The following is a 25321-nucleotide window of genomic DNA, read 5'->3' as shown; positions in this document are numbered from 1 at the left end:
CCCAGAGCGAACCCCTGCGCGACCTCGACCACGCCGAAGAACTGCGCACCCAGGCCCTGGAACTGGCCGCCCTGCAACGCCCGCTGCCCTGCCCCACAGCCTTCGCCGGCTACCGCCTGCGCCCGGCCAGCGTGGAGTTCTGGGCCAACGGCACCGACCGCCTCCACGAACGCCTGCGCTACGACCGCACCCCCACCGGCTGGCACCCCACCCGCCTCCAGCCCTGACACCGCGGCGCCCTCGCCCGCGGGCCACACCACGTCGTCCGTCCCGCCCCTGCTGGCCTTCCGTCCGGAGAGATCATGACCACGTCACCGCCCGCCGAACCCGCCGCGTCCGCCCCGGTGTTCACCAACCACCTCGAGCTGCGCGCCCGCAACCGGCGGGCCGTGGAGCAGTACATGGAGATCGGGCCCGAGGCCCGGCTGCGCCGCTACACCCTCTACACCGAGGACGGGACCGCGTCCCTGTTCAACACCGACATCGGCCGCCCCATCACCGTCCAAGGCCGCGAGAAGCTCCAGCGCCACGGCGAGCTCTCCCTCAAGGTGCTGCCCGACTGGGAGTGGTTCGACGTGCAGATCTACGAGACCCAGGACCCGGCCGTCATCTGGGTCGAGTGCGACGGCGAGGGAACCATCCGGTTCCCCGGTTATCCCGAAGGCCGTTACCGGAACCACTTCATCCACGGCTTCACCCTGCGCGACGGACAGATCGCCGCCAGCCGCGAATACACCAACCCCATCGAGCACATGCGCGCCCTGAGCATCGAGACCCCTCACATCCAGCGGGACTGGATCCCCTCCTGAACCGCCGGAGCGACCCCGCCCCCGCCCCGTACCCACCATCCGCATGGAGAGAGATCATGACCCCCGACAATGCCCCCCGGCCGGCCGCCCGCGCCGCCATCGACCTCGTCACCGCCGCCTGGCACACCCAGGCCGTCTACGCCGCGGTCAAGCTGGGGCTGCCCGATCTGATCGCGGCGGGACACACGGGTCCGACGGACCTCGCCCGGGCCGCCGGCGCGGACGAGGACGCCGTCCGGCGACTGCTGCGCCTGCTCCTGCGGCTCGGCGTGGTCGACGGTGACGAGAACGACGGCTACCGCAACACCGACGTGGGCGAGCTGCTTCGCGATCAGCCCGGATCGCTACGCGATGTGTCGCTGCTCTACGGCGAGGAGTTCTACCAGGCGTGGGGCAGCTCCATCGAGACGTTCCGCACCGGCAAGACCGGTTTCGAGAAGGCGTACGGGACGTCGCTCGTCGGCTACCTGCGTGAGGACGCCGACGCCGCGAAGCGCTTCCAGCGCGCCATGCAGGCCCAGGCGAACAACTTCGCCTTCGACGCGGTCCCCCAGCACATCGACTTCACGGCCGACCGGCACGTCGTCGACATCGCCGGAGGCAGCGGTCAGCTGCTGGCCAGGGTCCTCGGCTCCGCCCCCGAGGCCCGCGGCACCCTGCTCGACCTGGAGCACACCCTCCCCATCGCCCGCGCGCACCTGGAACAGAGCGTGGGCACGGACCGCACCGAACTGATCGCCGGTGACATGTTCACCACCCCGATGCCCAAGGAAGCGGACACCTACCTGCTGTCCCGGGTTCTCGGCGACTGGTCGGACGACGACTGTGTGCGCCTCCTGCGGTCCATACGTGAGGCCATGGCCTCGAAGTCCCGCCTCCTGATCATCGAACTGGTCGTCCAGGAAGGCAAAGCCGGCCTGCTGGCCCCGCTCTGGGACCTCCACCTGATGGTCGTCAACGGCGGGCATCAGCGTTCCATCGGCGAGTACCGCGATCTTGCGGCCCGTTCGGACCTGGCCATCGAGCGCTCCGTACCGCTTCCCATGGAGGCATCGGCCCTCATCCTCACCCCCGCGGGCTGAGGACCGGCCGGGGCGGACCGGCGAGCGAGCACCTTCCGGAAACCGTCGTGACCGAGGAGTCCGCATGTCACCACAGCAGCCGCATCAGCCGCGTACAGCCGGCGCCACCGGGCCCTTCGGCCCGGACACCGGCCGGGAAGCGGGCCACGGAGCGCCCGTCATCCACGGCGTGCCCACAGCGGTGGCCGCTTTCGTCGGGGACGCCCGGAGCCTGCCGGAAAAGCCGGCCTACGTCCGCCATCCGCAGGAGTTCATCGAGGCGTTCTCGACGCGCGGGACCGACGACGAGGCGCTCTCTCATGTGCACGATGCCGTGCTCGGCCACTTCCGCAACGGGGGTGGCGGGGCATGGCTCCTCGGCACGGCCGGCGGCGGAGACCGGGTCGCCGCCTACCGTGCCGCTCTCGCCCGGCTGGAGAAGCTTGTGGAGGTCACCCTCGTGGTGACCCCGGACCTGTGGCGGGTGGAGAGCGACGCGCACGCCATCGCACGGGCGGTCGCCGAGCACTGCGGCCGCCTGGGCAACCGGGTCGCACTGCTGCACACCCGGCAGGGCATCGCCCCCGCCGACGTGCGCAGACCGTTCGAACTCGCCGAGCCGGAAGCCCAGTTCGTCGCCGTGCACTACCCATGGATCACCGTGACCGCGGCCGACGGCACGGAACGCCTGGTGCCGCCCTCGGGGCACGCGTCCGGACTGTGCTGCCGCGTCGACATCGAGCGCGGCGTGCACACGGCCCCCGTGGGCGCCCTGGTGGGGGTGGTGAAGCAGGAGTGGGAGATGTCCGCCGACGAGCGGGAAACGATCAACGATCTCGGGGTGAACTGCCTCCGGTTCGTGCCGGGGCGGGGCATCCGGGTGACGGGCGCGCGCACGCTGTCCACCGAGCCCGACTGGGCGGACCTCGGCGTGCGGCGTCTGGTGAACCACGCCCGCGCCTCACTCGCGCAGGGAACCCGGTGGGCCGCCTTCGAGACCGACACCGCCCAACTGCGGGCGCTGGTCCGCCAGTCCGCCGTGACCTTCCTGCGGGGACTGTGGCGCCGAGGGGCGCTGCGCGGCGGCTCCGCGGCCGAGGCGTTCGAGGTCGTGTGCGAGAAGGGTACGGCGGGCGGCCGGCTGGCCCTCGGCATCGGCCTCGCCGCCGTACGGCCGGCCGAGTTCATCACTTTCCGCATCGAGCACCCAGCCGAGAACAGAGTTCCCTGACCAGAACCTACCGGCCATCAAGGCGATGCCTTCTAAGGAGATTCAAAGCAATGGAGAGTCATTCATGCTCGCGGAACCACGGACAGGAACTGCGCGCAGCCGCAGGACCCGTCCTCTGTGACCCTTGCGTCAGAAAACTGGAACGCAATCTGCGCGCTCTTCCCGGACTGCACCAAGAGGGTCTGCACCACGTCATGGCGACCTCTCGGCGGCGTAATCCGACCAAGGTCTCCGGGAGCCGCAAGCGCGATCATCTGAATGTCGCCGCGCTCGACGCGAGGAGCAACATCCTTGCCATTCTGGAGGCGTGGGCGCATTACGCGGCGGACGAGCTCGGCATTCCGGCCCCGGCCCGTTCCGTCCCGCACCTGACGTGTTTCCTCCTGCTCCATCTGGAGTGGCTGGCGGTCCAGCCCCCTGCGGCGGACTTCGCGGACGAGATCCAGGAACTCCACGTCGAACTGATGCGTGTCATCGAGCCCGACCGCGGTGACCACCGCTCCCTCACCAGGCAGTGCGTGGTGGACAGTTGCACGGGGACGATCGACGCCTCACCGCAGCACGCCGCGACCGCGGGAGCGGGCAGCAGCATCAGCTGTTCGTCGGGGCACTCGTGGGAGATACGGGAGTGGCTGGTCCTGCGGCACCTCATGGACCGGCAGAGCAGGGAAGCGGCCTGACACCGCCGCGACGGCCTTGAAACACGGCCGGCACCGTCCTTCGTCGGGCCTGTTCAGCGGGAGAGAGCAGGACGGAACGAGGCGGGGCCGGCCCCGTGTTCAGCCCGCCGTCGTCCCCGCGACGCCGGAACCGGTCACCGGATCTGCAGGTTGTCGAGGTAGGACCGCACGTTGCGCCGGGTCTCCGGCACGCTGTCGCCGCCGAACTTCTCCGCCACCGCATCGGCCAGGACCAGCGCGACCATCGCCTCCGCGACGATCCCCGCCGCCGGCACCGCACACACATCGGACCGCTGATGATGCGCCTTGGTCGCCTCACCCGTCGCCACATCCACCGTCGCCAGCGCCCGCGGCACCGTCGCGATCGGCTTCATCGCCGCCCGCACCCGCAACAACTCACCCGTGGTCAGACCACCCTCCGTACCACCGGAACGGCCCGAGGTGCGCCTGATCCCGTCATCCGTGGCGACGATCTCGTCATGCGCCCGCGACCCCGGCACCCGCGCCAACTCGAAACCGTCCCCCACTTCCACACCCTTGATCGCCTGAATACCCATCAGCGCAGCCGCCAGCCGCGCACCCAGCCGCCGGTCCCAGTGCACGTGCGAACCCAAACCGACCGGCACCCCATACGCCAGGACCTCGACCACCCCACCCAGGGTGTCCCCGTCCTTGTGCGCCTGATCGATCTCCGCGACCATCGCCTTCGAGGCATCCGCGTCCAGACACCGCACCGGATCCGCATCCAGCTTCCCGACATCAGCAGGCGTCGGGTACACCCCGTAGGGGGCCTTCGCCGCCGCCAGCTCCGTCACATGCGAGACGATCTCGATCCCGGCCGTCTCCTTGAGGAAGGAGCGGGCCACCGCACCCAGCGCCACCCGCGCCGCCGTCTCCCGCGCCGAAGCCCGCTCCAGGACCGGGCGGGCCTCCTCGAAGCCGTACTTCTGCATCCCCGCCAGATCCGCGTGCCCCGGACGGGGCCGGGTCAGCGGGGCATTACGCGCCAGATCGGCCAGCACCGCCGGATCGACCGGATCGGCCGACATCACCTGCTCCCACTTGGGCCACTCCGTGTTCCCGATCATCACCGCGATCGGCGAACCCATGCTCAGCCCGTGCCGCACACCACCCAGGAACGTGACCTCATCACGCTCGAACTTCATCCGCGCACCACGCCCGTACCCAAGACGCCGCCGCGCCAGATGATCCGCCACCATCTCCGTGGTGACCGGCACGCCGGCGGGAAGCCCCTCCAACGTCGCGACAAGCGCGGGTCCGTGCGACTCCCCCGCGGTCAGCCAACGCAACCTGCTCAACGGATGCTCCTCATGCTCAGCGGGATGTGCTCGACGCAAGCGCGTAGCCGGTGAACAGGCGTCGCATCTCGTCGTGGAACTCTGGGAAGGTCTTCGCCACGCAGTCCGGGTCGTCCAGCGAGATCGTGTCCGGTACGGCGAGCCCGAGGACCGAGAACGACATCGCGATCCGGTGGTCGCGCCGGCAGTCGATGCGGGTGGGGCGCGGCACTCCGGGGTGGACGGTGATCCAGTCCGGTCCCTCGGCGGTCTCGATGCCGCAGGCCCGCAGGTTCGCCGCCACGGCGGCGACGCGGTCGGACTCCTTCAGCCTCGCGTGCGCGACACCGCGGATGGTGATGGGTGCGTCGGCCAGGGGCGCGATGGCGGCGAGGGTCATGAACGTGTCCGAGATCTCGCCCATGTCGACGGTGAAGCCGCCGCGCAGCGGTCCGGTGCCCGTCACCGTGGTGGCCGTCGCGCCCACGTGCACCTCGGCGCCGGTGCGTGCGAGGACCTCGACGAAGCGGAGGTCGCCCTGGAGGCTGTCGGCGCCGAGGCCGGGCACGGTGACGCTGCTTCCGGTGACGGCCGCGGCGGCGAAGACGTACGAGGCGGAGGACGCGTCGGGCTCGACCGCGACGTCGGTGGCGGCGTACGGCCGCGGTTCGACGTGGAGGGTGCCGTCCTCGCCCTCGTCGACGCGGGCTCCGAAGCGGCGCATCAGCGCCAGTGTCATGTCTACGTAGGGCCTGCTGACCAGGCTTCCGGTGCGGATCCGCAGGCCTTCGCGCATCAGGGGCGCGGCCATCAGGAGCCCGCTCAGGTACTGGCTGCTCAGCGACGAGTCCACCGTGAGCTCGCCACCCGCCAGGCCCTGGGCGCGGATCAGTAGGGGGAGTCCGTTGCCGGGGCCGGGTTCCAGGTCGGCGCCCAGCGCGCGGAGCGCGTCGAGCAGGGGTCGCTGCGGGCGGGCCCGGAGCTGTGCCGAGCCGTCGAAGAGGAAGGCGCCGTGTCCGGTGGCGGCGAACGGCGGCAGGAAGCGGGCCGCGGTGCCGGCGTCCGCGCACCAGGGCCGGGCGGAGCCGGACGGTCCGCGTCCCGTGCCCGTCACGTCCCAGTACTGGTCCCGCGGGCCGGTCCGCACGGTGTGGCCGCACGCGCTCAGCGCCTCGCGGAACGCGACGGTGTCCTCGCTCACCAGGGGAGCGTGCACTCTGCTCGTGCCGTCGGCGGCGGCGGCCAGCAGGAGCAGTCGGTTGGTCAGGCTCTTGGATCCCGGTATGCGGGCGGCCAGGCCGGTGCCCGGCTCGTTCTCCGTGATCACGCGGGTGCCTCCGTGCGGCGGGGTGATGGGGGGGACCAGGCCGGGGAGCTCTCGCGGGGGAAGGGGGAGCTCCCCGGCCCGGTCGGGGGACGGTGGCCGGCCGGGACCGTCAGGAATCCGGCCGGACGCACCGGGCGAACGGCGGCGACGTCACCATTCGAGCAGGGCGAGCCCCGCTGCCATGCCGCCGCCGAAGCCGGCGAGGAGGACCAGGTCGCCGGGGCTGAAGGCGCCCTTGCGGGCGGCCGCGTCCAGGGTGATCGGGATGGAGGCGGCGCCCGTGTTGCCGTACTCCTCCAGCGTGAGGTGTGTGGTGGCGCGGGACAGCGACAGGTCCTCGACCACGGTGTCGAGCATGACGCCGTTGGCCTGGTGCGGCACGAAGTGCGCGATGTCGTCCGGCACCACGCCCGCCTCGTGCAGGAACTGCTTGGTCAGCTGCGGCAGTTGCTCGACGACGAAGCGGCGCACCTCGCGCCCGTCCATCGTGAAGTACTGCAGCCCCGCATCGAGCGCGGCCCGGTCCGGGGGGACCCGGCTGCCGCCCGCGGGCACCTGGATCAGGTCCGACAGATCACCGAAGGTGTGCAGCGCGACATGGCGTATCTTCGGGCCGCGGCCGGGGCCGAGGACCATCGCGCCGGCCCCGTCGCCGAACAGCACGACCGTCTTGCGGTCGGCCGGGTTCAGGATCCGCGAGTACACGTCGGCGCCGATCACCAGCGCGTGACCGCCGGTCTTCGACAGCATGCCCTCGACCACCGACAGCGCGAACACACTGCCGGAGCAGACCGCGTTGACGTCGAAGGCCGCCGCGCCGAGGGCGCCCAGCTGCTGCTGCACGAACACCGCGGTCGGCGGCTGCGGCCGGTCCGGTGTGGACGTGGCCACCACGATCAGGGACAGCTGTGCCGCCGTGATGCCCGCGGACTCCAGCGCGGCGCGGCCCGCCGCCGCCGCCAGGTGCGAGGTGGCCTGCCCCGGCGCGGCCCAACGCCGTTCCCTGATCGCGGTCTTACGGACGATCCACTCGCCGTCGACCCCGGCCGGAGCCCCGACCTCGTCATTGGAGACGATGCGGTCCGGCACCTGGGAGCCCGTACCGAGAACTGCGATATCGGTTGCGATACCGGTCATTCGCCTGCCCTACCCTCAACGCGACGTGAATGGACTGTGCTCATGGCCGGCGCCTGGACGGCCCCGCCGCACCCGCGCGCGGCGTGCGCGGGCAGCCTCCACGGGCCGCCCGCGCACTGGTGGACCCGCACGATGCCCTACCGCCGCTCGTAGATCCGCTTGTGGCCGCGCAGGGCGGCGAGACGGAACTGCCCGCTGCTCTGCACCGGCGTCGGGTAGTCCCCGCCGTCGGTGGGGAAGGACCGCTCGTGCAGCTCGCGGTAGCCCGCGTAGTCCAGCGGCTTGCGCCGCTCGATCGACGCGCGGTGCTCCGCCGTGCGCAGCTGCTCCCGGTAGCCGGGCACGACCTGTCCTGCGAAGAACTCGGCGACGCTGCCCGAGCCGTAGCTCAGGAAGCCGATCGAGCGGCCGGTCAGGTCCTCGGCCTGGTCGAGGAGCGCGGCCAGGCCCAGGTAGACCGACGCCGTGTAGCTGTTGCCGATCACCTTGTTGTACGCGGTGGTCCGTCCGAGCGCGTGCTCGATCGCGTCCTTGTCGGTGTCGTAGCCGCAGTAGTTCAGCAGGTGCCGGTGGGCCTTGTAGGCCATCTTCGTGAACGGCTGGTGGTAGCAGAACGCGGCGAACTCCTCCAGGGGGTGTCCGCCCTGCTCCGTGTAGTCCTTCCAGCAGCCCTCGACGGCCTGGAGGTAGGCGGAGATCGACTCCTGCCCGTCCACCAGCGCCGCGTCCCGGTAGTTGGGCCGCCAGAAGTCCATCACGTCCGCGGTGAACAGCCCCGAGGGGCCGTCGAGCCGCAGCAGTGCGGGGTCCGCGCCCACCAGCATCGCCACCGCGGCGGCGCCCTGGGTGGCCTCGCCGGGGCTGTCCAGTTCGTACTTGGACACGTCACTGGCGATCACGAGGACCTGCTGGGAGGGGTCGCGCGCGACGAGGCCCAGCGCGAACTGCAGCCCCGCGGTCGCCCCGTAGCAGGCCTGCTTCAGCTCCACCACCCGCGCCGCCGACGGCAGCCCGAGCAGCGAATGCACGTACACGCCACCGGACTTGGCCTGGTCGATCGAGGACTCGGTCGCGAAGACGACCGTACGGATGCGCTCGCTGCCGTGCCGCTCGATGATCGGCGCGGCCGCTGATGCGGCCAGCGTCACGATATCCTCGTCGGCCGCCGGCACGCTCATCGACTCCTGGCCGATGCCTATGTGGTACTTGCCGATCTCCGTGCCGTTGTACGCGGCGAGCGCCGTGTGCGGCAGAACGAACTCGGTCGTCGCGAACGACAGATCATGAATACCTATGCCTGAACCACTGGCCATGACTCACACACCGACCTTTTCCGTCTGGTTGTCGCGCTCCAACTGGACGTGCGCACGCATCAGTTCACCGGGGTTCGTCTGGGCGGCGAGGAGCGAGAGCTCTCCGCACAGGACCGTCGCCGCCCCGATGACCGCGAGCCTGCGGGCGTTCTCCCCGGGCTCGCGCTCTTCCCGGCAGCCGAGCCGGGCGAGGTTGGTCTCCACGAACTCGAGCCCCTTGCCGTTGCCCACGGTGCCGACGATCAGGTTCGGCAGGGTGCAGGCGAAGTAGAGGTCGCCGTCGCGGTCCTCGGCCATCGTGACGCCCTGGGAGCCCTCGACGATGTTGGCCGCGTCCTGGCCGGTCGCCAGGTAGAAGCCGAGCAGCATGTTGGCGTAGTGGGCGTTCGCCGAGCGGATGCCGCCGGCGAGCAGGGTGCCGAGCATGTTCTTGCGGATGTTCAGCTGGACGACCTTGGCGGCCGTCGTGTGCAGGACATCGGTGACGATGTCACGGGGGATCAGCAGCTCCGTGACCACGTTCTTGCCGCGGCCGAGGATGCCGTTGATCGCGGTGGCCTTCTTGTCCGTGCAGTAGTTGCCCGAGATCGACCCGTAGGAGATGCCGGGGATTGTCTCGAGCAGGTGCTTCAGGAGCGCGTCGGACGCGAGGGTCGCCATGTTGTGCCCGGACGCGTCACCGGTGGTGAACTCGAACCGGATGAACAGCAGGTTGGCGTTGATCTCGTGCCGGATGTTGATCAGCTGGGCGAACCTGCTGCAGCCGCGCACGACTTCGCGCAGCTCGTCGATCCGCGCGTCGATGGCGCGGGCGGCCACGTACGCGGTCTGCGCGTCCGTCGCCTCCACAAGGACCGAGCGGGTCATGCGCTCGTCGACGAGGGTGGCGACGATGCCTTCCTTGACCAGCCGGGACACCTTCGCGCCGCGGCCCACGGAGGGCCACAGCGGCGTCTCGTACGTGGCGAGCGGGACCTGGGTCTCGGTGGTGGCGACGTTCCCGGAGATGCGCACGGGTCCGACCCAGCGCATCGGGACGCCTGCTATTGCGTGTGTCTCGGTCATCGGGTGCTTCCCGTCAGCTCGTGGGCGGCCTCGGCGGAGCGCGAGCGCTGGGCGAAGGGCCCCGTCTCGATGCCCCGGTCGGCGCAGAAGTTACGGAGTTCGCCGTGGATCAGGAGATCGCAGCGCCGCAGGTCGGCGGGGGTGCGGGCGCCGAGCATGGTCTGCATGGCCGCCAGCTGGTCGAGCCAGGTCGAGATCTGCGCGATCAGCGCGGAGACGCCCTCGTCCTTCAGCGTGCGCAGGAACCCGCCGGAGACGCCGACGCCGGACGCGCCGAGCGCGAGGGCGCGGACCACGTCGAGCGCGTTGCGGACGCCGCCGGAGGCGAGGACGGGGATGCCGACGTCCTGCGTGTCGAGGAGGCACGCGGCGGTGGACTGGCCCCAGCCGTGCAGGAACGCGTACTCGCGCAGTTCCCTGCGGCCGTTCTCGATGCGGGCGAAGTCCGTGCCGCCCCGGCCGCCGAGGTCCGCGACCTGGACGCCCAGGGTCTCCAGGAGCAGGACGGTCTCACGGCTGAGGCCGTTGCCGACCTCCTTGACGATCACGGGGACGTCGACGGCCGCCGCGATCTTCTCGATCTGCGGGACCCAGGACGAGAACGACCGGTCGCCCTCGGGCATCGGCGTTTCCTGGGCCGTGTTGATGTGGATCTGCAGGGCGTTGGCCTGCACCAGGTCGATGGCGCTCTGTGCCTTGTCGACCGACGCGGTCGCGTTGACGTTGGCCAGGACGAACCCGTTGGGGTTCTCCTTGCGCAGCACGCTGAACGTGTCGGCGCACGACGGGTCCTTGAAGTACGCGCTCATGGAGCCGGAGGCGACGGCGACACCGGTCTCGCGGGCGGCGATGGCCAGGTCGCGGTTGATGACGCCGGTGCTGACGCTGCCGCCGGTCATCGCGTTGATGTAGAGGGGCACCGGCCAGGAGATGCCGGCGAAGGTCGTGGCCAGGGACACGTCCGGCCGGTCGATCCCGGCCAGGGCGTGGTGGACGAACGACACCTCGTCGAACTGGTTGTGTCCGCTGTGCTGACGCTGGTGCTCGACAGCGAGCCGGACGTGGTCGTCCTTGCGTTGAGAGATCATTCTTCGTTCCCTTCCATGGCGGGACGGATCGGCAGGGGCCGCACACCCGCCGTGGTCCACCGTTTCTGTACGTGAGCGATGTCCTGTGACACCTCGGCGTCGAGCAGCGCGATGCCGCAGTCGCCACCGCCCGCCCCCGAGGGCTTGGCCGCGCCGCCGACGGCTTCGGCGGCGTCGCACAGCGCGGTCAGCTCGGTCGTGAAGATGCCGAGCCCGACCGTTTCGTCGAGGCGCGCCAGCTCCTGTCTCGCCCGCCGGATCTGCCGCAGCAGGTCCTCGCGGTTGCCTTGCTCCAGTGCGTCGATCGAGGCACGCACGAAGTCGTTGGTGGTCTGCAGGAACCTCTGGTGGGAGGCGGTGCCCCGCCACGTCCGCCGGTGCAGGCCGGAGACGAGCGAGGAGGTCGAGGCGGGTGTGCCGGTCCAGCCGACCTCCAGCGAGAGGCCTTCGGGCGGGGGCAGCCTGCGCACCGCGAACCCCGGCCAGGGCTCCCGCAGCGCCTTCTCGACGCCCGATCTTCGGGCCAGGTCGAGCACGGCGGTACGGTCGGGCGCCTGATAGGCGAGCCAGCCGCCCCAGGTGCTCGCGGCGAGATCACCGCCGGAGGCCTTGGCCTCGATGCCCGCCGTGGCGAGCATCGCGAGGCGGTACCGGGCGTCGCGGGACAGATCGAGGCCGCAGAAGGCGGCCACCGCGTCGACGGTCGCCACGGTCACCGCGCCGCTGGACCCCAGCCCGAACTTCGTGCCGTTGTCGTGCAGCCCGCTGGCCACCGAGACGTCCAACGCCGGTGCGGGCAGGCCGCGTTCGGCAAGGAGCAGGGTCACGGTCTCGACGGCCGCCGCCACATGGGCCAGGCCGTCGCGGAGTAGCTGTCCGTCCTGCGGCTGCGCTCCGCCGAGCCGGCCGTCCCGCCACCGGCAGTGCGCCGTGCGCGGCAGGAGGTCGGAGGAGAGGCTGACGCCGCCGGGGGCGCCGGGTTCGGAGACGGTGACGGTGACGTAGCGGTTGACCGCCACCAGGATCGCCGGGTTGCCCGGCTCCACCACCGCGTACTCGCCCGCGACGAACAGCTTGCCCGGCGCGCGCCGGGCGACCGTCCGCTGCGGGGACATCACCCGTCCTCGTTCAGCAGCCGTGCTCCCGGGCCGGGTCGCGCGATGTGGATCGCGCCGCCCTGCGCGGCGCCGCGCACCACGTCGGCGACCCGGTCCGCGTCCGCGCTGCGGCAGAGCACCTTCACGTTCGGCCCGGCGTCCATGGTCGCGTAGGCCGCCACGCCGTCGCGCCGGAGCCGCAGCACGCTGTCGAGCACGGTGAGCGTGGCGGGCGAGAGGTAGCGCACCGCGGGACGGGCCGCCAGCATCGTGGCGTGCATGCCGAGCGCGTTGCGCTCCGCGATCTCGCCGACCGCTTCGAGGTCGCCGCGGCCGAGCGCCAGGCGCATGTCGGCCAGGTCGTCCTTGCTGGAGACGGCCCAGGGCTCGTAGAGGGGCGAGGTGTCGACGGTGCGTCGCATGGCCGCCCGGCTGGACACGTCCTTGGGTCCGGCGTTGACGACGGCGACGACGAGGGCGGGGTCGAGGGGGCCCGCGGGCACCGGCTCGGCGTACGAGCTCAGGTCCGCCTCCTCGTCCGTGCCGTCCGCCCGGCCCGCGTGCCAGACCACGAAGTCCCCGAAGAGGGACCGGGAGGCCGATCCGGAGCCGCGCCGGGCCAGGCGCGACAGCGCGGTGACGTCGAGGTCGAGGCCGTAGGCGGCGGCCGCGGCCAGGGCCAGGGCGGCGAATCCGCTGGCGGAGGAGGCGAGGCCCGCCCCGGTGGGGACGGTGTTCTCGGTGTCCACGACGGCCGGGTGGCCGACCCCGGCCAGCTCGCGCACCAGGTCGAGGAAGGTGATGATGCGCTGTCGCGCGTCGCCCTCCGCGGGCTTGCCGCCGAGCGTCACCTCGTCGTGACCGGCGTCGGGGGCGAGTCGGACCCGGGTGGTCGTCGGGAAGATGTCCAGGGTCATGGAGAGGCTGTCGGTGCGCGGCAGGATGAGCCGCTCGTCGCGCTTGCCCCAGTACTTGATGAGGGCGATGTTCGGGTGCGCCACGGCGGTCGCGGCACCCGCCGTGTCCGTGGCCGCGCGCACCGCCGTGTCCGCCGCGCGCACTGTCGTGTCCGTGGCCGCCCGCACCGCGGTGGCCTGCTGTTCAGCGCCCATGGCCGGCGAACCCCCTCAGCGGTACGACCCACGTCTGTACGGCGCCGGCCTCGTGCAGCTGCCGGGTCACCGCGCTCGCCTGTTCCGACTGGGTCAGCGCGATCACGCAGCCGCCTATGCCACCCCCCGTGATCTTGGCGCCGAGGCTGCCCGCCCCGAGCGCTCCCTCGACCAGTGCGTCGATCCGACCGGTGCTCAATCCGGCGGCGCGCAGCAGCTCGTGATACTCCGTCATGCGCGAGCCCAGCTCCTCGGACTTGCCGTCCGCGAGGGCGTGCCTGGACTCGTCGGTGAGCTCCGTGGCACGGCGTACGAACCGCTCCTGCGCACCGGAGTGGCGCTGGAAGCCTTCGCGCAGCAGCCCGACGGCGTCCTTGGTGCGTCCCACCTCGCCGCTGTCGGCGACGATGAACAACCCGTCGCAGCCGATCGGCAGTTCCTCGGCCAGGCCCTGCTGGAACAGCAGGGGCCCGGACGCGCCCACCGCGATGGCGTCGACGCCGCTGGCGCGGCCGTGTGCGACGTTCTCGGCGGTCTGCACCAGGTCGAAGGCGGTCTGCGGGGTGACCTCGCGGTCGAAGAGGTCGGCAAGGGCGAAGACGACCGCCCGCGCGCAGGCCGCGCTGGATCCGAGGCCGCGGCCCGGCGGGATCGCGCAGTCCAGGATCACGTCGAGGTGTACGCCGTCGGTCACGTCCATGGTCGACCGGAATTCGGCGGTCAGCCGCCGCAGCCAGTCGGACGCCTGCGTCGCCACCGGCCGCGAGGCGGAGCCGGTCATCGTCAGGGACACGCCGCCGGTGTCGTCCGGCGTCCTGGCGGACCAGCCCGCGCTGGCCGTGACGGTCAGTTGGGGCACCGGAAGCGCCAGGGCGGGAGCGCCGTAAACAACCGCGTGCTCCCCCAGCAAAATGGTCTTCGCATGGGCGCGGCCGATACCGACCGAGCGAACGCGACGGATTTCTGACACCCCCTCCGCCGAGGCCGGTGGCGTCAACGCACTCAGCTCCCTTTGTCTTTTCTGCATGGAGATCGCATCATCCTGAGTTCTGGGTAGGAATGAAGCCGGCCCGGTGCCGACAGAGCCTCGGCCGTTCCAGAAGAATGGGCTTGGTGAGAAGCAGTGAATTGCTTCTCACCAAGCCCTTTTTTCTTCTAGCCTCTGGGCGTGCGACGCCCGGCGAGGATGGCGATCGTCTCACGCATCGGAATGCAGGAGCTTCTCAACACGCTTCTGCCACTGGTAGTACGTAGCGATCTTGTGGTACTCGCCCTTGGGCGTCGACGCGATGCCGTAGACATAGTTGTGGCCCTCGAAAGGAGCATCCTTGATGATGCGCTCGAAGGTCGGGGCCAAGTCCACGGGAAGGCCGAGCGGCTCCGGCGTCATGACGGAGTAGGTGAAGCGCTCGATCTTCGGGGAGTCCCAGCTCAGGGTGGTGTAGATGGTGAACGACCGCTCGCAGAACTTGAGCAGCTCCTCGCTCGGCGCCGCCAGCCCGAGTTCGCCGAGAATCGCCTTGACCCCCTTCTCCTGGAAGACCTCGGCCGGTACCCGGTCGCCGACGCCGCCACCGAAGTACAGGTTGACCGTGCGCTTCGCGTAGTCGATCCCGAGCACGCTCACCATGTCGGTGAGGCCCCACTTCTCGAAGAAGCCGAGATTCGCGGCCACACTCGGCGGGACCGAGGGGAGCTTGACGAGATCGGAGAGCTTCACCAGCTTCTCCGCGTCGGGGAAGGCCCAGCCCTTCGTGAATCCGCCCGCGACTCCGAAGTCGACGCCGTAGCTGCCGATGGGGAGTTCTTGGTGGATCTCCTTCAGCAGACTGCCGACGGCGTGGTCCGTCTTCGGGGTCAGGCCCTTCTCCAGAGCGCGGCCGTAGAGGTCCACGTCCTTCGGGAGCATCGTGAAGCGGCAGTCGAGGTCGTCCGCGCTGCTGCCGGTCGAGGCCCGGAAGGAGATCACGGACTGTCCGATCACGTCCTGGAAGGCTTCCAGAATGGGCCAGACCTTGTCGCGCGAGGCGGTGACGTCCACCAGCTGAGCCGTCTTCTCGAGGATCGAGTACAGCTTCGTCAACTCGGCGGTTTCCGGCATTTTTCCTCCATTGATCGATCTCGGCTTCAGGTGGCGACGAACACGTCATGGGGGCACACCAGAAGCCCGTACGGCCTCATCGCGGCACGACGAAAGGGCTGCAAAGGAAAGCGTCCACGCCCGGGCAGCTCCCTGACCCGGCCTGTCGGCGGCGACTCCGGGCGCACCGGGCAGGACCACGCGCCGACGACGTGCGGGAAGGGAAGGGGAATCAGCACTGCGCCGAGCAGAAGCCTGGCCTCATCCGCACGAGCGGGCGGCCACGGCAGTCAACCCGGCGTCTCGCGGCGGGTTTTGGGCATAATCGGCGTGCAGAAATAGTGACACGGGGGGAGCCGCCGAGCCAAGGGGTCCATAAGTGACGCGGGTCACACCGCGACCCGCGTGCGCGCCCCTCGGCTCGGCGCGGCGGACGTCATCACACGTACTGGCAGATCCCCCGCGGCAGATACGAGCCGTGTCCCGCGCGCCCCGCGTACGTCCGGCCCTCGATCACCGGCACGCCCCGGGACAGCACGGTCTCCACCCGTCCCGTCACCCGCTTGCCCTCGTACGCCGAGTAGTCGACGTTCATGTGGTGCGTCCGAGCCGACATGGTCTGCTCGGCGTGCGGGTCGTAGATGACGATGTCCGCGTCGGCACCCGGGGCGATCGTGCCCTTCTTCGGGTACAGGCCGAACATCCGGGCCGGCGTCGCGCAGGCGACCTCGATCCAGCGGCGCCGGCTGATGTGCCCGTCGACGACGGCCTGGTGCAGCAGGTCCATCCGGTTCTCGACGCCCGGCATGCCGTTCGGGATCTTCGAGAAGTCGTCGCGGCCCATCTCCTTCTGCCCCTTGAAGCAGAAGGGGCAGTGGTCCGTGGAGACCACCTGCAGATCGTTCGTGCGGAGCCCGCGCCACAGCACCGCCTGATGCTCGCGCGGCCGCAGCGGCGTCGAGCAGACGTACTTCGCGCCCTCGAAGTCGGGCTCCGCGAGGTTGTCGGTCGACAGGAAGAGGTACTGCGGGCAGGTCTCCCCGAAGACCGGGAGCCCCTCGTCCCTGGCCCGGGTGAGTTCGGCGACGGCCTCCTGCGCCGACACGTGCACCACGTACAGCGGGGCGCCCGCCACCTGGCTCAGCTTGATCACCCGGTGCGTCGCCTCGGCCTCCAGGAGCGCCTTCCTGACCTCCCCGTGGTAGCGCGGGTCCCGCTCACCCCGTGCCAGCGCCTGCTCCACGAGGACGTCGATGGCCAGGCCGTTCTCGGCGTGCGTCATCACCAGACCGCCGTTGGAGCTCGCCTGCTGCATCGCCCGCAGGATCTGTCCGTCGTCGGAGAGGAAGACACCGGGATAGGCGGTGAAGAGCTTGAACGAGGTGACGCCACCGGTGACGAGCCGGTCCATCTCCTTGAGCGACGACGCGTTCACGTCGGACATGATCATGTGGAAGCCGTAGTCGACGGCGCACCGCCCGGCCGCCTTCTCGTGCCACGCGTCGAGGCCCTCCGCGAGGGTCCCGCCCTTGGGCTGGATCGCGAAGTCGATGATGGTGGTGGTGCCGCCCCAGGCCGCGGCGCGGGTGCCGGTCTCGAAGGTGTCCGCGGCGAGGGTGCCACCGAACGGCATCTCCATGTGCGTATGGGCGTCGACGCCGCCCGGGATCACGTACTTCCCGGTGGCGTCGAGCACGCGGTCGGCGGTCCACCCGTGGCTTTCGCGGGTGGCCATGGCCGCGACACGGCCGTCCTCCACCAGCACGTCGACGGGCAGTTCGTCGGAGGCCGTGATGACCAGGCCGCCGGTGATCAAGGTGCGGTTACTCATGTGGTGCGCTCCCTTTCCTGCGGGCCTGTGAGGCCGTACGTACGTGAGGTCGCCGCGGCTAGGCCGCCCTCCGGGCGAACGACGCGAGTTTGACGACAGGGCCTAGGCGCTCCGCAGCGCCCGCTCCAGAATCGCGGCGCCCTCCTCCGCCTCCGCCACGGTCAGCGAGAGCGGCGGGGCGACGCGCAGCACGCTGGTGTCGTGCCCGCCGCCCTTGCCGATGAGCAGGCCGCCCTCGCGGGCCGCCTCAAGCACGGCGGCGGCCGCCCGCGGGTTGGGCCGGTCCGTGCCGGGCTCGACCAGTTCGACGCCGATCATCAGGCCCCGGCCGCGCACCTCGCGCACGACGGGAAGTTGGGCGCAGATCGCCCGCAGCCGCTCGATGAGGAGTCCGCCGACGCGCCGGGCGTTGCCCTGGAGGTCGTGCTCCAGGAGGTACGCGAGGTTGGCGAGGCCGGCCGCCATGGTGACCGGGGAGCCGCCGAACGTCGAGATGGAGTTGGCGTCGAGGGAGTTCATCACCTCGGCGCGGGCCACCACACCGCCGATCGACATGCCGTTGCCGATGCCCTTGGCGAAGGTGAGGATGTCCGGCGGGCCGCTCTGCGCGTGCGCCTGCCAGCCCCAGAAGTGCTCGCCCGTGCGCCCCCAGCCGGTCTGCACCTCGTCGGCGATCCACAGGATGCCGTGCTCGTCCAGGACCTCGCGGAAGGCCGCGTACAGGCCGTCGGGCGGCGAGGTGAAGCCGCCGACTCCCTGGATCGGCTCGGCGATCAGCGCGGCCACTCCCCCGCGGCCCTGCCCGAGCATGTCCCGCAGGTCGGCGACGCAGGCCGCGGTGAACTCGGCGTCGCTCAGTTCCGCGTACGGGCCGCGGCTGCGGACACCGCCGTGCACGTACAGCGTCTGGAGCGGCGAGAGGCTGGTCGGCGACCACGACTGGTTGCCGGTGATGCCGACGGTGGTGAAGGAGCGGCCGTGGTAGCTGTTGCGCATCGCCAGGATCTGGTTCGAGCGGCGGTGCGCGGTGGCGAGCAGCAGCGCGGCGTCGTTGGCCTCGGTGCCCGAGGTGGTGAAGAAGACGCGGGCGTCGGGGATGCCGGACAACGCCGCGATTCGCTCGGCGAGTTCGACCATCGGCCGGTTGAGGTAGAGGGTCGAGGAGTGGACGATCCGGCCCGCCTGCTCGCTCACCGCCTTGGTGACCTCGGGCAGGGCGTGTGCCGTCATCGTGGTGAGGATGCCGCCGAAGAAGTCGAGGTACTTCCTGCCGTCGGCGCCCCACACGTAACGGCCCTCGCCGTGCGTGAGCTCCATGGGCCGCTGGTAGTAGAGCGCGAGCCAGTCGGGCAGTACCGCTTTGTGGCGGTCGTACAGGTCGGTCACGGCTGCACCAGCCCTTCGTAGGCGTCGGGGCGTCGGTCGCGGTAGAACGCCCACTGCTGGCGTACTTCCTCGATGAGGGCGAAGTCGAGGTCCCTGACGACGAGTTCTTCGTTCTTGTCACTCGCGGCCTCGCCGACGAACTGCCCCCGGGGGTCGACGAAGTACGACGTCCCGTAGAAGTCGTTGTCGCCGTACTCCTCCTGGCCGACGCGGTTGATCGCGGCGATGAAGTACTCGTTGGCGACGGCGGCCGCGGGCTGTTCGAGCTGCCAGAGGTGGGCGGAGAGGCCGCGCGAGGTGGCGGAGGGGTTGTAGACGATCTGGGCGCCACCCAGGCCCAGCTGCCGCCAGCCCTCGGGGAAGTGGCGGTCATAGCAGATGTAGACGCCGACCTTGCCGACGGCGGTGTCGAAGACGGGCCAGCCGGCGTTCCCCGGCTTGAAGTAGTACTTCTCCCAGAATCCCTTGACCTGCGGGATGTGGTGCTTGCGGTACTTGCCGAGGTAGCTGCCGTCGGCGTCGATCACGGCCGCGGTGTTGTAGTAGAAGCCGGACTGCTCGATCTCGAAGACGGGGACGACGATGACCATGCCGGTCTCGCGGGCGAGCTCCCGCATGCGCGTGACGGTGGGTCCGTCCGGCACGGGCTCCGCCCAGCGGTAGTGCTCCGGCTCCTGGACCTGGCAGAAGTAGGGGGCGTTGAAGACCTCCTGGAACCCGATGATCCGCGCGCCCTGCCGGGCGGCCTCCCGGGCGTGCTCCTCATGCTTGGCGATCATGGATTCGGTGTCGCCTGTCCAGGTCGCCTGGACCAGTGCGGCGCGTACGACGTTGACCATGAGCTGCTCCTTCGCAGGTCCTTGAGAGGACGTCAGAGAGCTTCTACGCACGTAGACTTGCTGCGTGGATTAGGAGAACGTAAGCCTCCGCCGACGGGCTGAGCAAGACCATCGCCGTCAACCGGCGGAGTCGATCATGTTTCGCACCCGAGCGGGCCAGAAACGGGCGGAAAGCGGCAGAAGCACGGCAGCGCGGGGCCCGCCCGGGCGGCCGCCAGGCCCAGTGGCTCCCGCGGGACGGCTTCGGTCAGGCGCTGAATCCCGCGACGCGCAGGGCATGCACCAGGTCCCAGTGGTGTTCGTCCGAGACCGCCTTGGCCGTCTCCAGGAGGACGGGGATGAGGCGGTGCGGGTCGGTGTGCGCGCAGCGGGCCACGTCCTCGGGGGTGCGGACGCGCAGGTAGGAGTCGAGGAGCGCGCGGGCCTCCCGCTCGCGGCCCGCGTCGATCAGCGCGAGGATCGCCTCGGCGATCTCGGGAGCGGGGCGCGCGACGCCCTGGCGCAACAGCTTCCTGCAGTCGTCGCCGCGGCCGGCCCCGGCGAGCGCGTCCGCCAGCGCCACGAGCCGGTCGGGCGGCAGGGACGCGGCCTCCCACAGCAGGGTCGCCCAGTCCGCGCCGAGGCCCGCCCGGTGCAGCTCCCCGGCGAACAGGGGCAGCCGGGACGCGGGCCAGGCCGCGGCCTCGACGAGCACGCCGTGCGCCTCGCCGCTGCGGCCCTCGCCCCGGAGCCGGATGAGGTCCCGTACGGCGTCGGAGGTGATGCGCTCCTCGGAACCGGCGTCGGCATCGGCGTCGGTACCGCCACCGACGTCGGCGGGCGGCGGTGGCTCCTGCGCGGCGGCGGACGCGAACCGCGCGCCGCGGGGCGCCCTCCCCGCCTCCGCCGGGGCCTGCGGCGCCGTGCCCGGGCCGGCCACGCCCTCTCCGCCGCCGTCCCCGAGCCCGGCGAACCGTGCGCCGCGCGGGCGCCGCCGGGACCGCTCTGCGCGCTCCGGAGTCGCTCCCGGCGCCGGATTCTGCCGGGGCACGCGGAGTTCGCCCTCCGCCACGTCGAAGGGGTGGGGCGAGGCGTGGGCGTGCTCATCCACCGGGGCGTACGCGCCCTCGGCGGACTCCGCACCGGCGGCCCCGCCGAAGCCCCGGTCGAAGGCCTCGCCGACGTCCCCGCGTGCGGTTCCGGCGAAGTCGCCGCCCGGCGCCGGAGTGCCGAGGTCGACCCACGAGGGGCGCGCCGTCTCGGTCAGGCGGTCCATCCGCTCCTGGAGTTCGGCGCAGCGGGCGGTCGCCCGCTCCTGGTCGTCGCGCACCCACGCGAGGTCGAGGTTGACGCGGTCCACGTCGTCGGCGTGGACCGCCTCGGCCAGCTGCTGCGACAGGTCCGCCTGCCGCTCCAGGGCGACCCGCTGCTCCCTGAGCATCATGTCGAGCCGGTCGCTGAGGAGTTCGCGCCCGCCCGGCCGGGCGTCGTACGCGTCGAGGGAGGCCCGGTGCAGGGCGCGTGCCCTGCCCGTCTCCCGCTCGGCCTCCGGGACGCCGCGGTCCGCCGCGAGGTCGTGGAGCAGCGCCTGCACCACGTCCCAGGGCGGCACCTCGGCGCCCTCCAGGCAGGCGCGCATGCCGTCGGGGTCGCGCTGCCAGAACACGCCGCACCAGCCCGCGTCCTGGTCGAGCAGCCCGACCAGACTCCTCAAATACCTTGCGAACTCCCTGACTTCTTCCGGGAGTTGTCCTACTGACATCTGTCCAGCACCGCCCCGTGGAGACTTGGAGTCTTCCGGTCCGGAAGATAACACCAGATGAGTTACGGGACGACTACATGCGGTTTGCCGCTCCCTGGCACATGCGGTTTTCCGCCCCCTGGTACATACGGTTTTCCGCTCACTGGTCGGGACGTACCACCATCGCCGATCCGCCGCCCCTGCGGACCTTCTCCGCGGCCGCGAGCCACTTGCCGCCGGGCAGCCGCTGCACGCCCGTGGCCGCGCCGATCTCGGGGTTCTGCTTGAAGGAGTGCCCGACCGCCTCCAGGGACTTACGGGTCCGGCTGTTCCAGAGCTCCGGTTCGAGCTCGGTCTGCGCGGCGTTGCGCTGGCTCGCGCGCGGCGCGGCGATCGCATCGACGAGGGGAAGGCCCCGGTCGACGAAGCCCGTCAGGGTCTGCAGGACGGTCGTGACGATGGTCGCGCCGCCCGGCGAGCCGAGCGCCACCACCGGCTTGCCGTCCTTGAGCACGATGGTCGGGGCGATCGAGGAGCGCGGCCGCTTGCCGGGGCCCGGCAGGTTCGGGTCGTGCACCGCCGGGTCGGCGGGCGCGAAGGAGAAGTCGGTGAGTTCGTTGTTGAGCAGGAAGCCGCGGCCCGGGACGGTGATGCCGCTGCCGCCCGTCGATTCGATGGTGAGGGTGTACGCGACGACGTTGCCCCACTTGTCGGCCACCGTCAGGTGCGTGGTGTTCTCGCCCTCGTACGTGGTCGGGGCCGCCCGGCCGCCCGCGCGGCACGCCCGGGGGTGGCGCGGATCGCCGGGCGCGAGCGGGCTCTTGAGGACGGCGTCGTCCTTGATGAGGCACTCCCGCGAGTCGGCGAACCGCTGCGAGAGGAGCTGCTTCGTCGGTACGTCCTCGAAGGCGGGGTCGCCCACCCAGCGCCCCCGGTCGGCGAAGGCGACGCGGCTGGCCTCGATGTAGCGGTGCAGGTACTTCGTCCTGGACGCCTCGGAGAGGTCGGTGCGCTCCAGGATGTTGAGGGCCTCGCCGACGGTCGTGCCGCCGGAGGACGAGGGGGCCATGGAGTAGACGTCGAGACCGCGGTAGGAGGCCTTCGTGGGCTTCTGCCGCTTCACCCCGTACTCCGCGAGGTCCCTGACGGAGAGGGCGCCCGGCCGGACGACGCGGCCGGATTCCGGGTCGACGGGCGGCTTGTTCACCGTGCGCGTGATGTCCTTGGCCAGCTTGCCGCGGTACAGCGCGTCGACGCCCTCACGGCCCAGTTCCCGGTAGGTGCTCGCCAGGTCGGGGTTCTTGAACGTGGAGCCGACCACCGGCAGCCTGCCGTGCGGCAGGAACAGTTCCGCCGTGGCGGGGAAGTCCTTGAACCGCGCCTGGTTGGACTTGGTCTGCGCGCGGAACGTCGGGTCGACGGTGAAGCCGTCGCGCGCGAGGCGCTCGGCGGGCTTCAGGAGCGTGCGCAGGCTTTTGCTGCCCCAGGTGTCGAGCGCCGAGCGCCAGGTGGCGGGCGTGCCGGGGGTGCCGACGCCGAGGCCGCTGGTGACCGCGTCCGCGAAGGGGATCGGCTTGCCGTTCTCCAGGAACAGCCCGGAGTCGGCGGTGCGCGGGGCCGTCTCGCGGCCGTCGATGGTGCTGACCTCGTGGGTCCTTGCGTTGTAGTGGACGAAATACCCGCCGCCGCCCACGCCCGCCGAGTACGGCTCGGTGACGCCGAGCGCGGCGGCGGTGGCGACGGCCGCGTCCACGGCGTTGCCACCCTTCTTGAGCACCTCGATGCCGGCCGCCGAGGCGTCCGGGTCGACGCTGGCGACGGCGCCGCCCTCGCCGACGGCGACCGGCACCTTGGCCGGGGTCCTCACCGGCCCGTGTGCGGGTGCCGGTTCCGCTGAGCGCGCGGGCGAAGGGGGCGCGGCCGCACCGACCGACACCAATACCCCTCCGACCGTCCATAGCGTCAGATTCCGTACGACAGCGCGACGCATCCGTACCTCCAGTCAACAACCGTCTGCGCAGCGTAACTTCGCAGCCCCCGTCGCGTCAGGACCTCCTCGAACACGGGTCCGGCAGCCCGCTAGCATGCGCCCCCATGACTGAAGACGTGCGGAACATCGTCCTCGGCCTGATCGCGGTCGGCATCAGCGCCGTCCTTGGCTGGCTCCTCCGCGGCCACCTGTGGAAGCGCAGGCTCCGCCGCAAGCAGGCCTTCTTCGGGCTGCCCGACAACTCCGAGTCGCTCCTTGTGGTGAACCGCGACGCGGGCGGCCCGGAGCTCATGGTGGTGCGCCAGGACGTGTTCGCGCTCATCGAGCTGGCCGCGGTGATCAAGGAGTGCGGCGCGCACGCCCAGGTCGTCGCGCACGACGCGGCCCAGCAGGGCTTCGGCGAGCGCACCGAGTTCTGTGTGGGGTCTCCGGTGGCGAATCGCCGCATGGCGGCCCATATGCACTCCCTGCTGCCGGGCGTCCGGGTGAACACCGAGCCGGAGCCGGTCCCCGACCGCGGCGCCTTCCAGATCGGCAGCGAGCGCTACCGCCTGGAGTCGGGCCTCACCGAGCACGTGATCCTCGCGCGGCTCACCGCGGACCAGGGCCAGGCCGCGCGCCCCGTCTTCCTCTTCTGCGGCCAGCGCGCGGTCGCCAGCCAGGCGGCCACCCGCTATCTGGCCCGCCACCACGAGAAGCTCGCCCGCAAGCACGGCAACAACTCCTTCGTGCTGCTCCTGAAGATCGTCAATTCGCAGGCGTACGGACCCGACGTCGTCGAGCTCGTCGCGGACGTGACGCGCGAGGCCCGGGCCCCGCTGCCCGTACCGGCCGCCCGCTCCTCCCATCGCGCCAAGTGACGCGCCCCTCACGGAGCGCCGACACCATTCGGGCTCTTCTGTGACCTAGCAGGCATTTTCCGGACAACAGACAACCCGTCGGGGCGATCCGCCCTCTCTCCGTGCAGTCCACATTCGCACGGAGGTACGTTCCTTGACCCCCCAGAGCTCTTCGAGCCGCCGACGCCCCCTTCGCACCCGCCACGCGGCGGCAGCGGGCCTCGCGGTGCTCACCGCCGCACTGACCGCCTGTTCCGGCGGCAGCGGCTCGTCCGGCGCGGAGGCCGCCGAGAAACCGAAGATCTCGGTGAACCTCTCCGGACAGCAGGCGAAGGCGGGCGGCCCGGTCACGGTGAAGCTGGCCGACGGCCGGCTCAAGGAGGTGACGGTCGCCGACGACAAGGGCGCGAAGCTGCCCGGCAGGATATCCGCGAACGGCACCACCTGGACCTCGCAGCGCACGGTGGCGCCCGGCACCGCGTACCGGGTCGAGGCGAGCACGGACAAGGGCGGCAGCGCGAAGTCGTCCTTCAGGACGGCCGCGCCCGACCAGGTCAACAAGGTGACCCTCGCCCCGGGCAAGGGCACCACGGTCGGCATCGCCCAGCCCCTGTCGATCACCTTCGACCACCCGGTGCGCAACAAGGCCGAGGTCGAGAAGGCCCTCAAGGTGACGACGTCGAACGGCACCACCGGGTCCTGGGGCTGGATCAAGAACTACGACGGCAAGGACCGCGTCGACTGGCGCCCCAAGGAGTACTGGAAGTCCGGCACGAAGGTGAAGCTGGACGCCCGCCTGAACGGCATCGACTCGGGCGGCGACGACTGGTTCGTCCGTGACTACGCAACGAACTTCACCGTCGGCAAGAGCCAGGTCGTCAAGGTGGACCTGGACAGCAAGACGGCGACGCTGAAGCGCGACGGCAAGACGGTGAGGTCGATGCCCATGTCGGCCGGCACCCCCGGCGGCGAGAAGGCCTCCTGGGGCGGCACCTCCGTCCTGATGTCGAAGGAGGGCACGATCAACATGCGCTCCGAGACGGTCGGGCTCTCCGGCAGCAACAGCTACAACAAGATGGTCGACGACTCGATGCGCCTGACCTGGTCGGGCATGTACGCGCACGCGGCCCCCTGGAACGCCTCGTACTTCGGCAACACCAACCACAGCTCGGGCTGCATCGGCATGAGCGACGGCGACGCGGGCTGGCTCTACGGCCAGGCCCAGCCGGGCGACCCCTTCGAGGTCACCGGCAGCGGCTCGAAGGGCGTCCCGGACCCGGGCAACGGCTACGGCGAGTGGAACCTCTCCTGGTCCGACTGGCAGACGAAGAGCGCGCTGAAGTAGTCGCCACCTCTTCAACTATCGTTACCGGGGCGTAACTTACCGATGGGTTACCCCCGGTAAAGCATCGCGGTTA

At 70.9% G+C, this 25321-nt stretch carries 22 protein-coding genes; 7 read left to right on the top strand and 15 right to left on the bottom strand.

Annotated features, from left to right (window positions below; genetic code table 11):
- The 5 genes from ACFVYL_RS23765 to ACFVYL_RS23745 form a co-directional block, all read left to right on the top strand.
- A partial coding sequence (locus ACFVYL_RS23765; protein ID WP_389719246.1) for a pyridoxine 5'-phosphate oxidase C-terminal domain-containing protein occupies positions 1-227 on the top strand: 227 nt, incomplete at its 5' end.
- Between the two features lie 75 nt (positions 228-302).
- Positions 303-809, top strand: a complete 507-nt coding sequence (locus tag ACFVYL_RS23760) for a PhzA/PhzB family protein (protein WP_389719244.1) — start codon at positions 303-305, stop codon at positions 807-809.
- A 56-nt stretch (positions 810-865) separates the two neighbouring features.
- Positions 866-1891: a methyltransferase gene (locus ACFVYL_RS23755; protein ID WP_389719243.1), complete on the top strand. Its 1026-nt coding sequence runs from the start codon at positions 866-868 to the stop codon at positions 1889-1891.
- Between the two features lie 64 nt (positions 1892-1955).
- Positions 1956-3101, top strand: a complete 1146-nt coding sequence (locus tag ACFVYL_RS23750; RefSeq protein ID WP_389719241.1) for a phage tail sheath family protein — start codon at positions 1956-1958, stop codon at positions 3099-3101.
- Positions 3102-3295: 194 nt separating this feature from the next.
- The gene (locus tag ACFVYL_RS23745) at positions 3296-3781 is read left to right on the top strand and encodes a hypothetical protein (RefSeq protein WP_389719240.1); all 486 of its coding nucleotides are present in this window, start codon (positions 3296-3298) and stop codon (positions 3779-3781) included.
- 134 nt (positions 3782-3915) lie between these two features.
- Here ACFVYL_RS23745 and aroC read toward each other — a convergent pair whose 3' ends face one another.
- From aroC to ggt, 15 genes are all read right to left on the bottom strand, one after another.
- A complete protein-coding gene (gene aroC, locus ACFVYL_RS23740; RefSeq protein WP_389719262.1) occupies positions 3916-5100 on the bottom strand; it encodes a chorismate synthase in 1185 nt (394 codons plus the stop codon).
- Between the two features lie 16 nt (positions 5101-5116).
- Positions 5117-6406 (bottom strand): 3-phosphoshikimate 1-carboxyvinyltransferase, encoded by a 1290-nt coding sequence (aroA, locus tag ACFVYL_RS23735; RefSeq protein ID WP_389719239.1) that lies wholly within the window; start codon positions 6404-6406, stop codon positions 5117-5119.
- 150 nt (positions 6407-6556) lie between these two features.
- The gene (locus ACFVYL_RS23730; protein WP_389719238.1) at positions 6557-7543 is read right to left on the bottom strand and encodes a 3-oxoacyl-ACP synthase III family protein; all 987 of its coding nucleotides are present in this window, start codon (positions 7541-7543) and stop codon (positions 6557-6559) included.
- A gap of 137 nt (positions 7544-7680) precedes the next feature.
- A complete protein-coding gene (locus tag ACFVYL_RS23725) occupies positions 7681-8856 on the bottom strand; it encodes a hydroxymethylglutaryl-CoA synthase (protein ID WP_389719237.1) in 1176 nt (391 codons plus the stop codon).
- 3 nt (positions 8857-8859) lie between these two features.
- Positions 8860-9921 carry a hydroxymethylglutaryl-CoA reductase gene (locus ACFVYL_RS23720; protein ID WP_389719235.1) on the bottom strand — a complete coding sequence of 354 codons (1062 nt, stop codon included), beginning with the start codon at positions 9919-9921 and terminating at the stop codon, positions 8860-8862.
- Positions 9918-11009 (bottom strand): type 2 isopentenyl-diphosphate Delta-isomerase, encoded by a 1092-nt coding sequence (gene fni, locus ACFVYL_RS23715; RefSeq protein WP_389719234.1) that lies wholly within the window; start codon positions 11007-11009, stop codon positions 9918-9920. The genes ACFVYL_RS23720 and fni overlap by 4 nt, the downstream gene beginning before the upstream one ends.
- Positions 11006-12124: a phosphomevalonate kinase gene (locus tag ACFVYL_RS23710; protein WP_389719232.1), complete on the bottom strand. Its 1119-nt coding sequence runs from the start codon at positions 12122-12124 to the stop codon at positions 11006-11008. Before ACFVYL_RS23710 ends, fni begins: the two co-directional genes overlap by 4 nt.
- Complete coding sequence (gene mvaD / locus ACFVYL_RS23705) at positions 12124-13218, bottom strand: diphosphomevalonate decarboxylase (protein ID WP_389719230.1); 1095 nt, start codon at positions 13216-13218, stop codon at positions 12124-12126. Before mvaD ends, ACFVYL_RS23710 begins: the two co-directional genes overlap by 1 nt.
- Complete coding sequence (gene mvk, locus ACFVYL_RS23700; protein WP_389719228.1) at positions 13208-14245, bottom strand: mevalonate kinase; 1038 nt, start codon at positions 14243-14245, stop codon at positions 13208-13210. Before mvk ends, mvaD begins: the two co-directional genes overlap by 11 nt.
- A gap of 171 nt (positions 14246-14416) precedes the next feature.
- Positions 14417-15319 carry an aromatic prenyltransferase gene (locus tag ACFVYL_RS23695; RefSeq protein ID WP_389719226.1) on the bottom strand — a complete coding sequence of 301 codons (903 nt, stop codon included), beginning with the start codon at positions 15317-15319 and terminating at the stop codon, positions 14417-14419.
- A 418-nt stretch (positions 15320-15737) separates the two neighbouring features.
- Positions 15738-17129 (bottom strand): dihydropyrimidinase, encoded by a 1392-nt coding sequence (gene hydA, locus ACFVYL_RS23690; RefSeq protein ID WP_389719225.1) that lies wholly within the window; start codon positions 17127-17129, stop codon positions 15738-15740.
- 102 nt (positions 17130-17231) lie between these two features.
- Positions 17232-18515, bottom strand: a complete 1284-nt coding sequence (locus tag ACFVYL_RS23685) for an aspartate aminotransferase family protein (protein WP_389719224.1) — start codon at positions 18513-18515, stop codon at positions 17232-17234.
- Positions 18512-19354 (bottom strand): nitrilase-related carbon-nitrogen hydrolase, encoded by an 843-nt coding sequence (locus ACFVYL_RS23680; RefSeq protein ID WP_389719223.1) that lies wholly within the window; start codon positions 19352-19354, stop codon positions 18512-18514. The genes ACFVYL_RS23685 and ACFVYL_RS23680 overlap by 4 nt, the downstream gene beginning before the upstream one ends.
- A 247-nt stretch (positions 19355-19601) precedes the next feature.
- On the bottom strand, positions 19602-21047 hold the full coding sequence (locus tag ACFVYL_RS23675; RefSeq protein ID WP_389719222.1) for a hypothetical protein: 1446 nt from the start codon (positions 21045-21047) through the stop codon (positions 19602-19604).
- A gap of 187 nt (positions 21048-21234) precedes the next feature.
- Complete coding sequence (ggt, locus tag ACFVYL_RS23670) at positions 21235-23064, bottom strand: gamma-glutamyltransferase (protein WP_389719220.1); 1830 nt, start codon at positions 23062-23064, stop codon at positions 21235-21237.
- Between the two features lie 104 nt (positions 23065-23168).
- Between ggt and ACFVYL_RS23665 the strand changes: the two genes are divergently transcribed.
- Together ACFVYL_RS23665 and ACFVYL_RS23660 are read left to right on the top strand one after the other, a co-directional pair.
- Positions 23169-23924, top strand: coding sequence for a hypothetical protein (locus ACFVYL_RS23665; RefSeq protein ID WP_389719218.1), 756 nt, complete (start codon positions 23169-23171; stop codon positions 23922-23924).
- A gap of 133 nt (positions 23925-24057) precedes the next feature.
- Entirely contained in the window at positions 24058-25248 is a 1191-nt protein-coding gene (locus tag ACFVYL_RS23660; RefSeq protein WP_389719217.1) for an Ig-like domain-containing protein, read from the top strand.
- The last annotated feature ends 73 nt before the right edge of the window (positions 25249-25321 follow it).

It is taken from the genome of Streptomyces sp. NPDC058308 (genome assembly GCF_042880275.1).
Taxonomy (GTDB): domain Bacteria; phylum Actinomycetota; class Actinomycetes; order Streptomycetales; family Streptomycetaceae; genus Streptomyces.
Note: the sequence above shows the minus strand (reverse complement) of the source record. Positions and strands in the feature narration are given on the sequence as shown.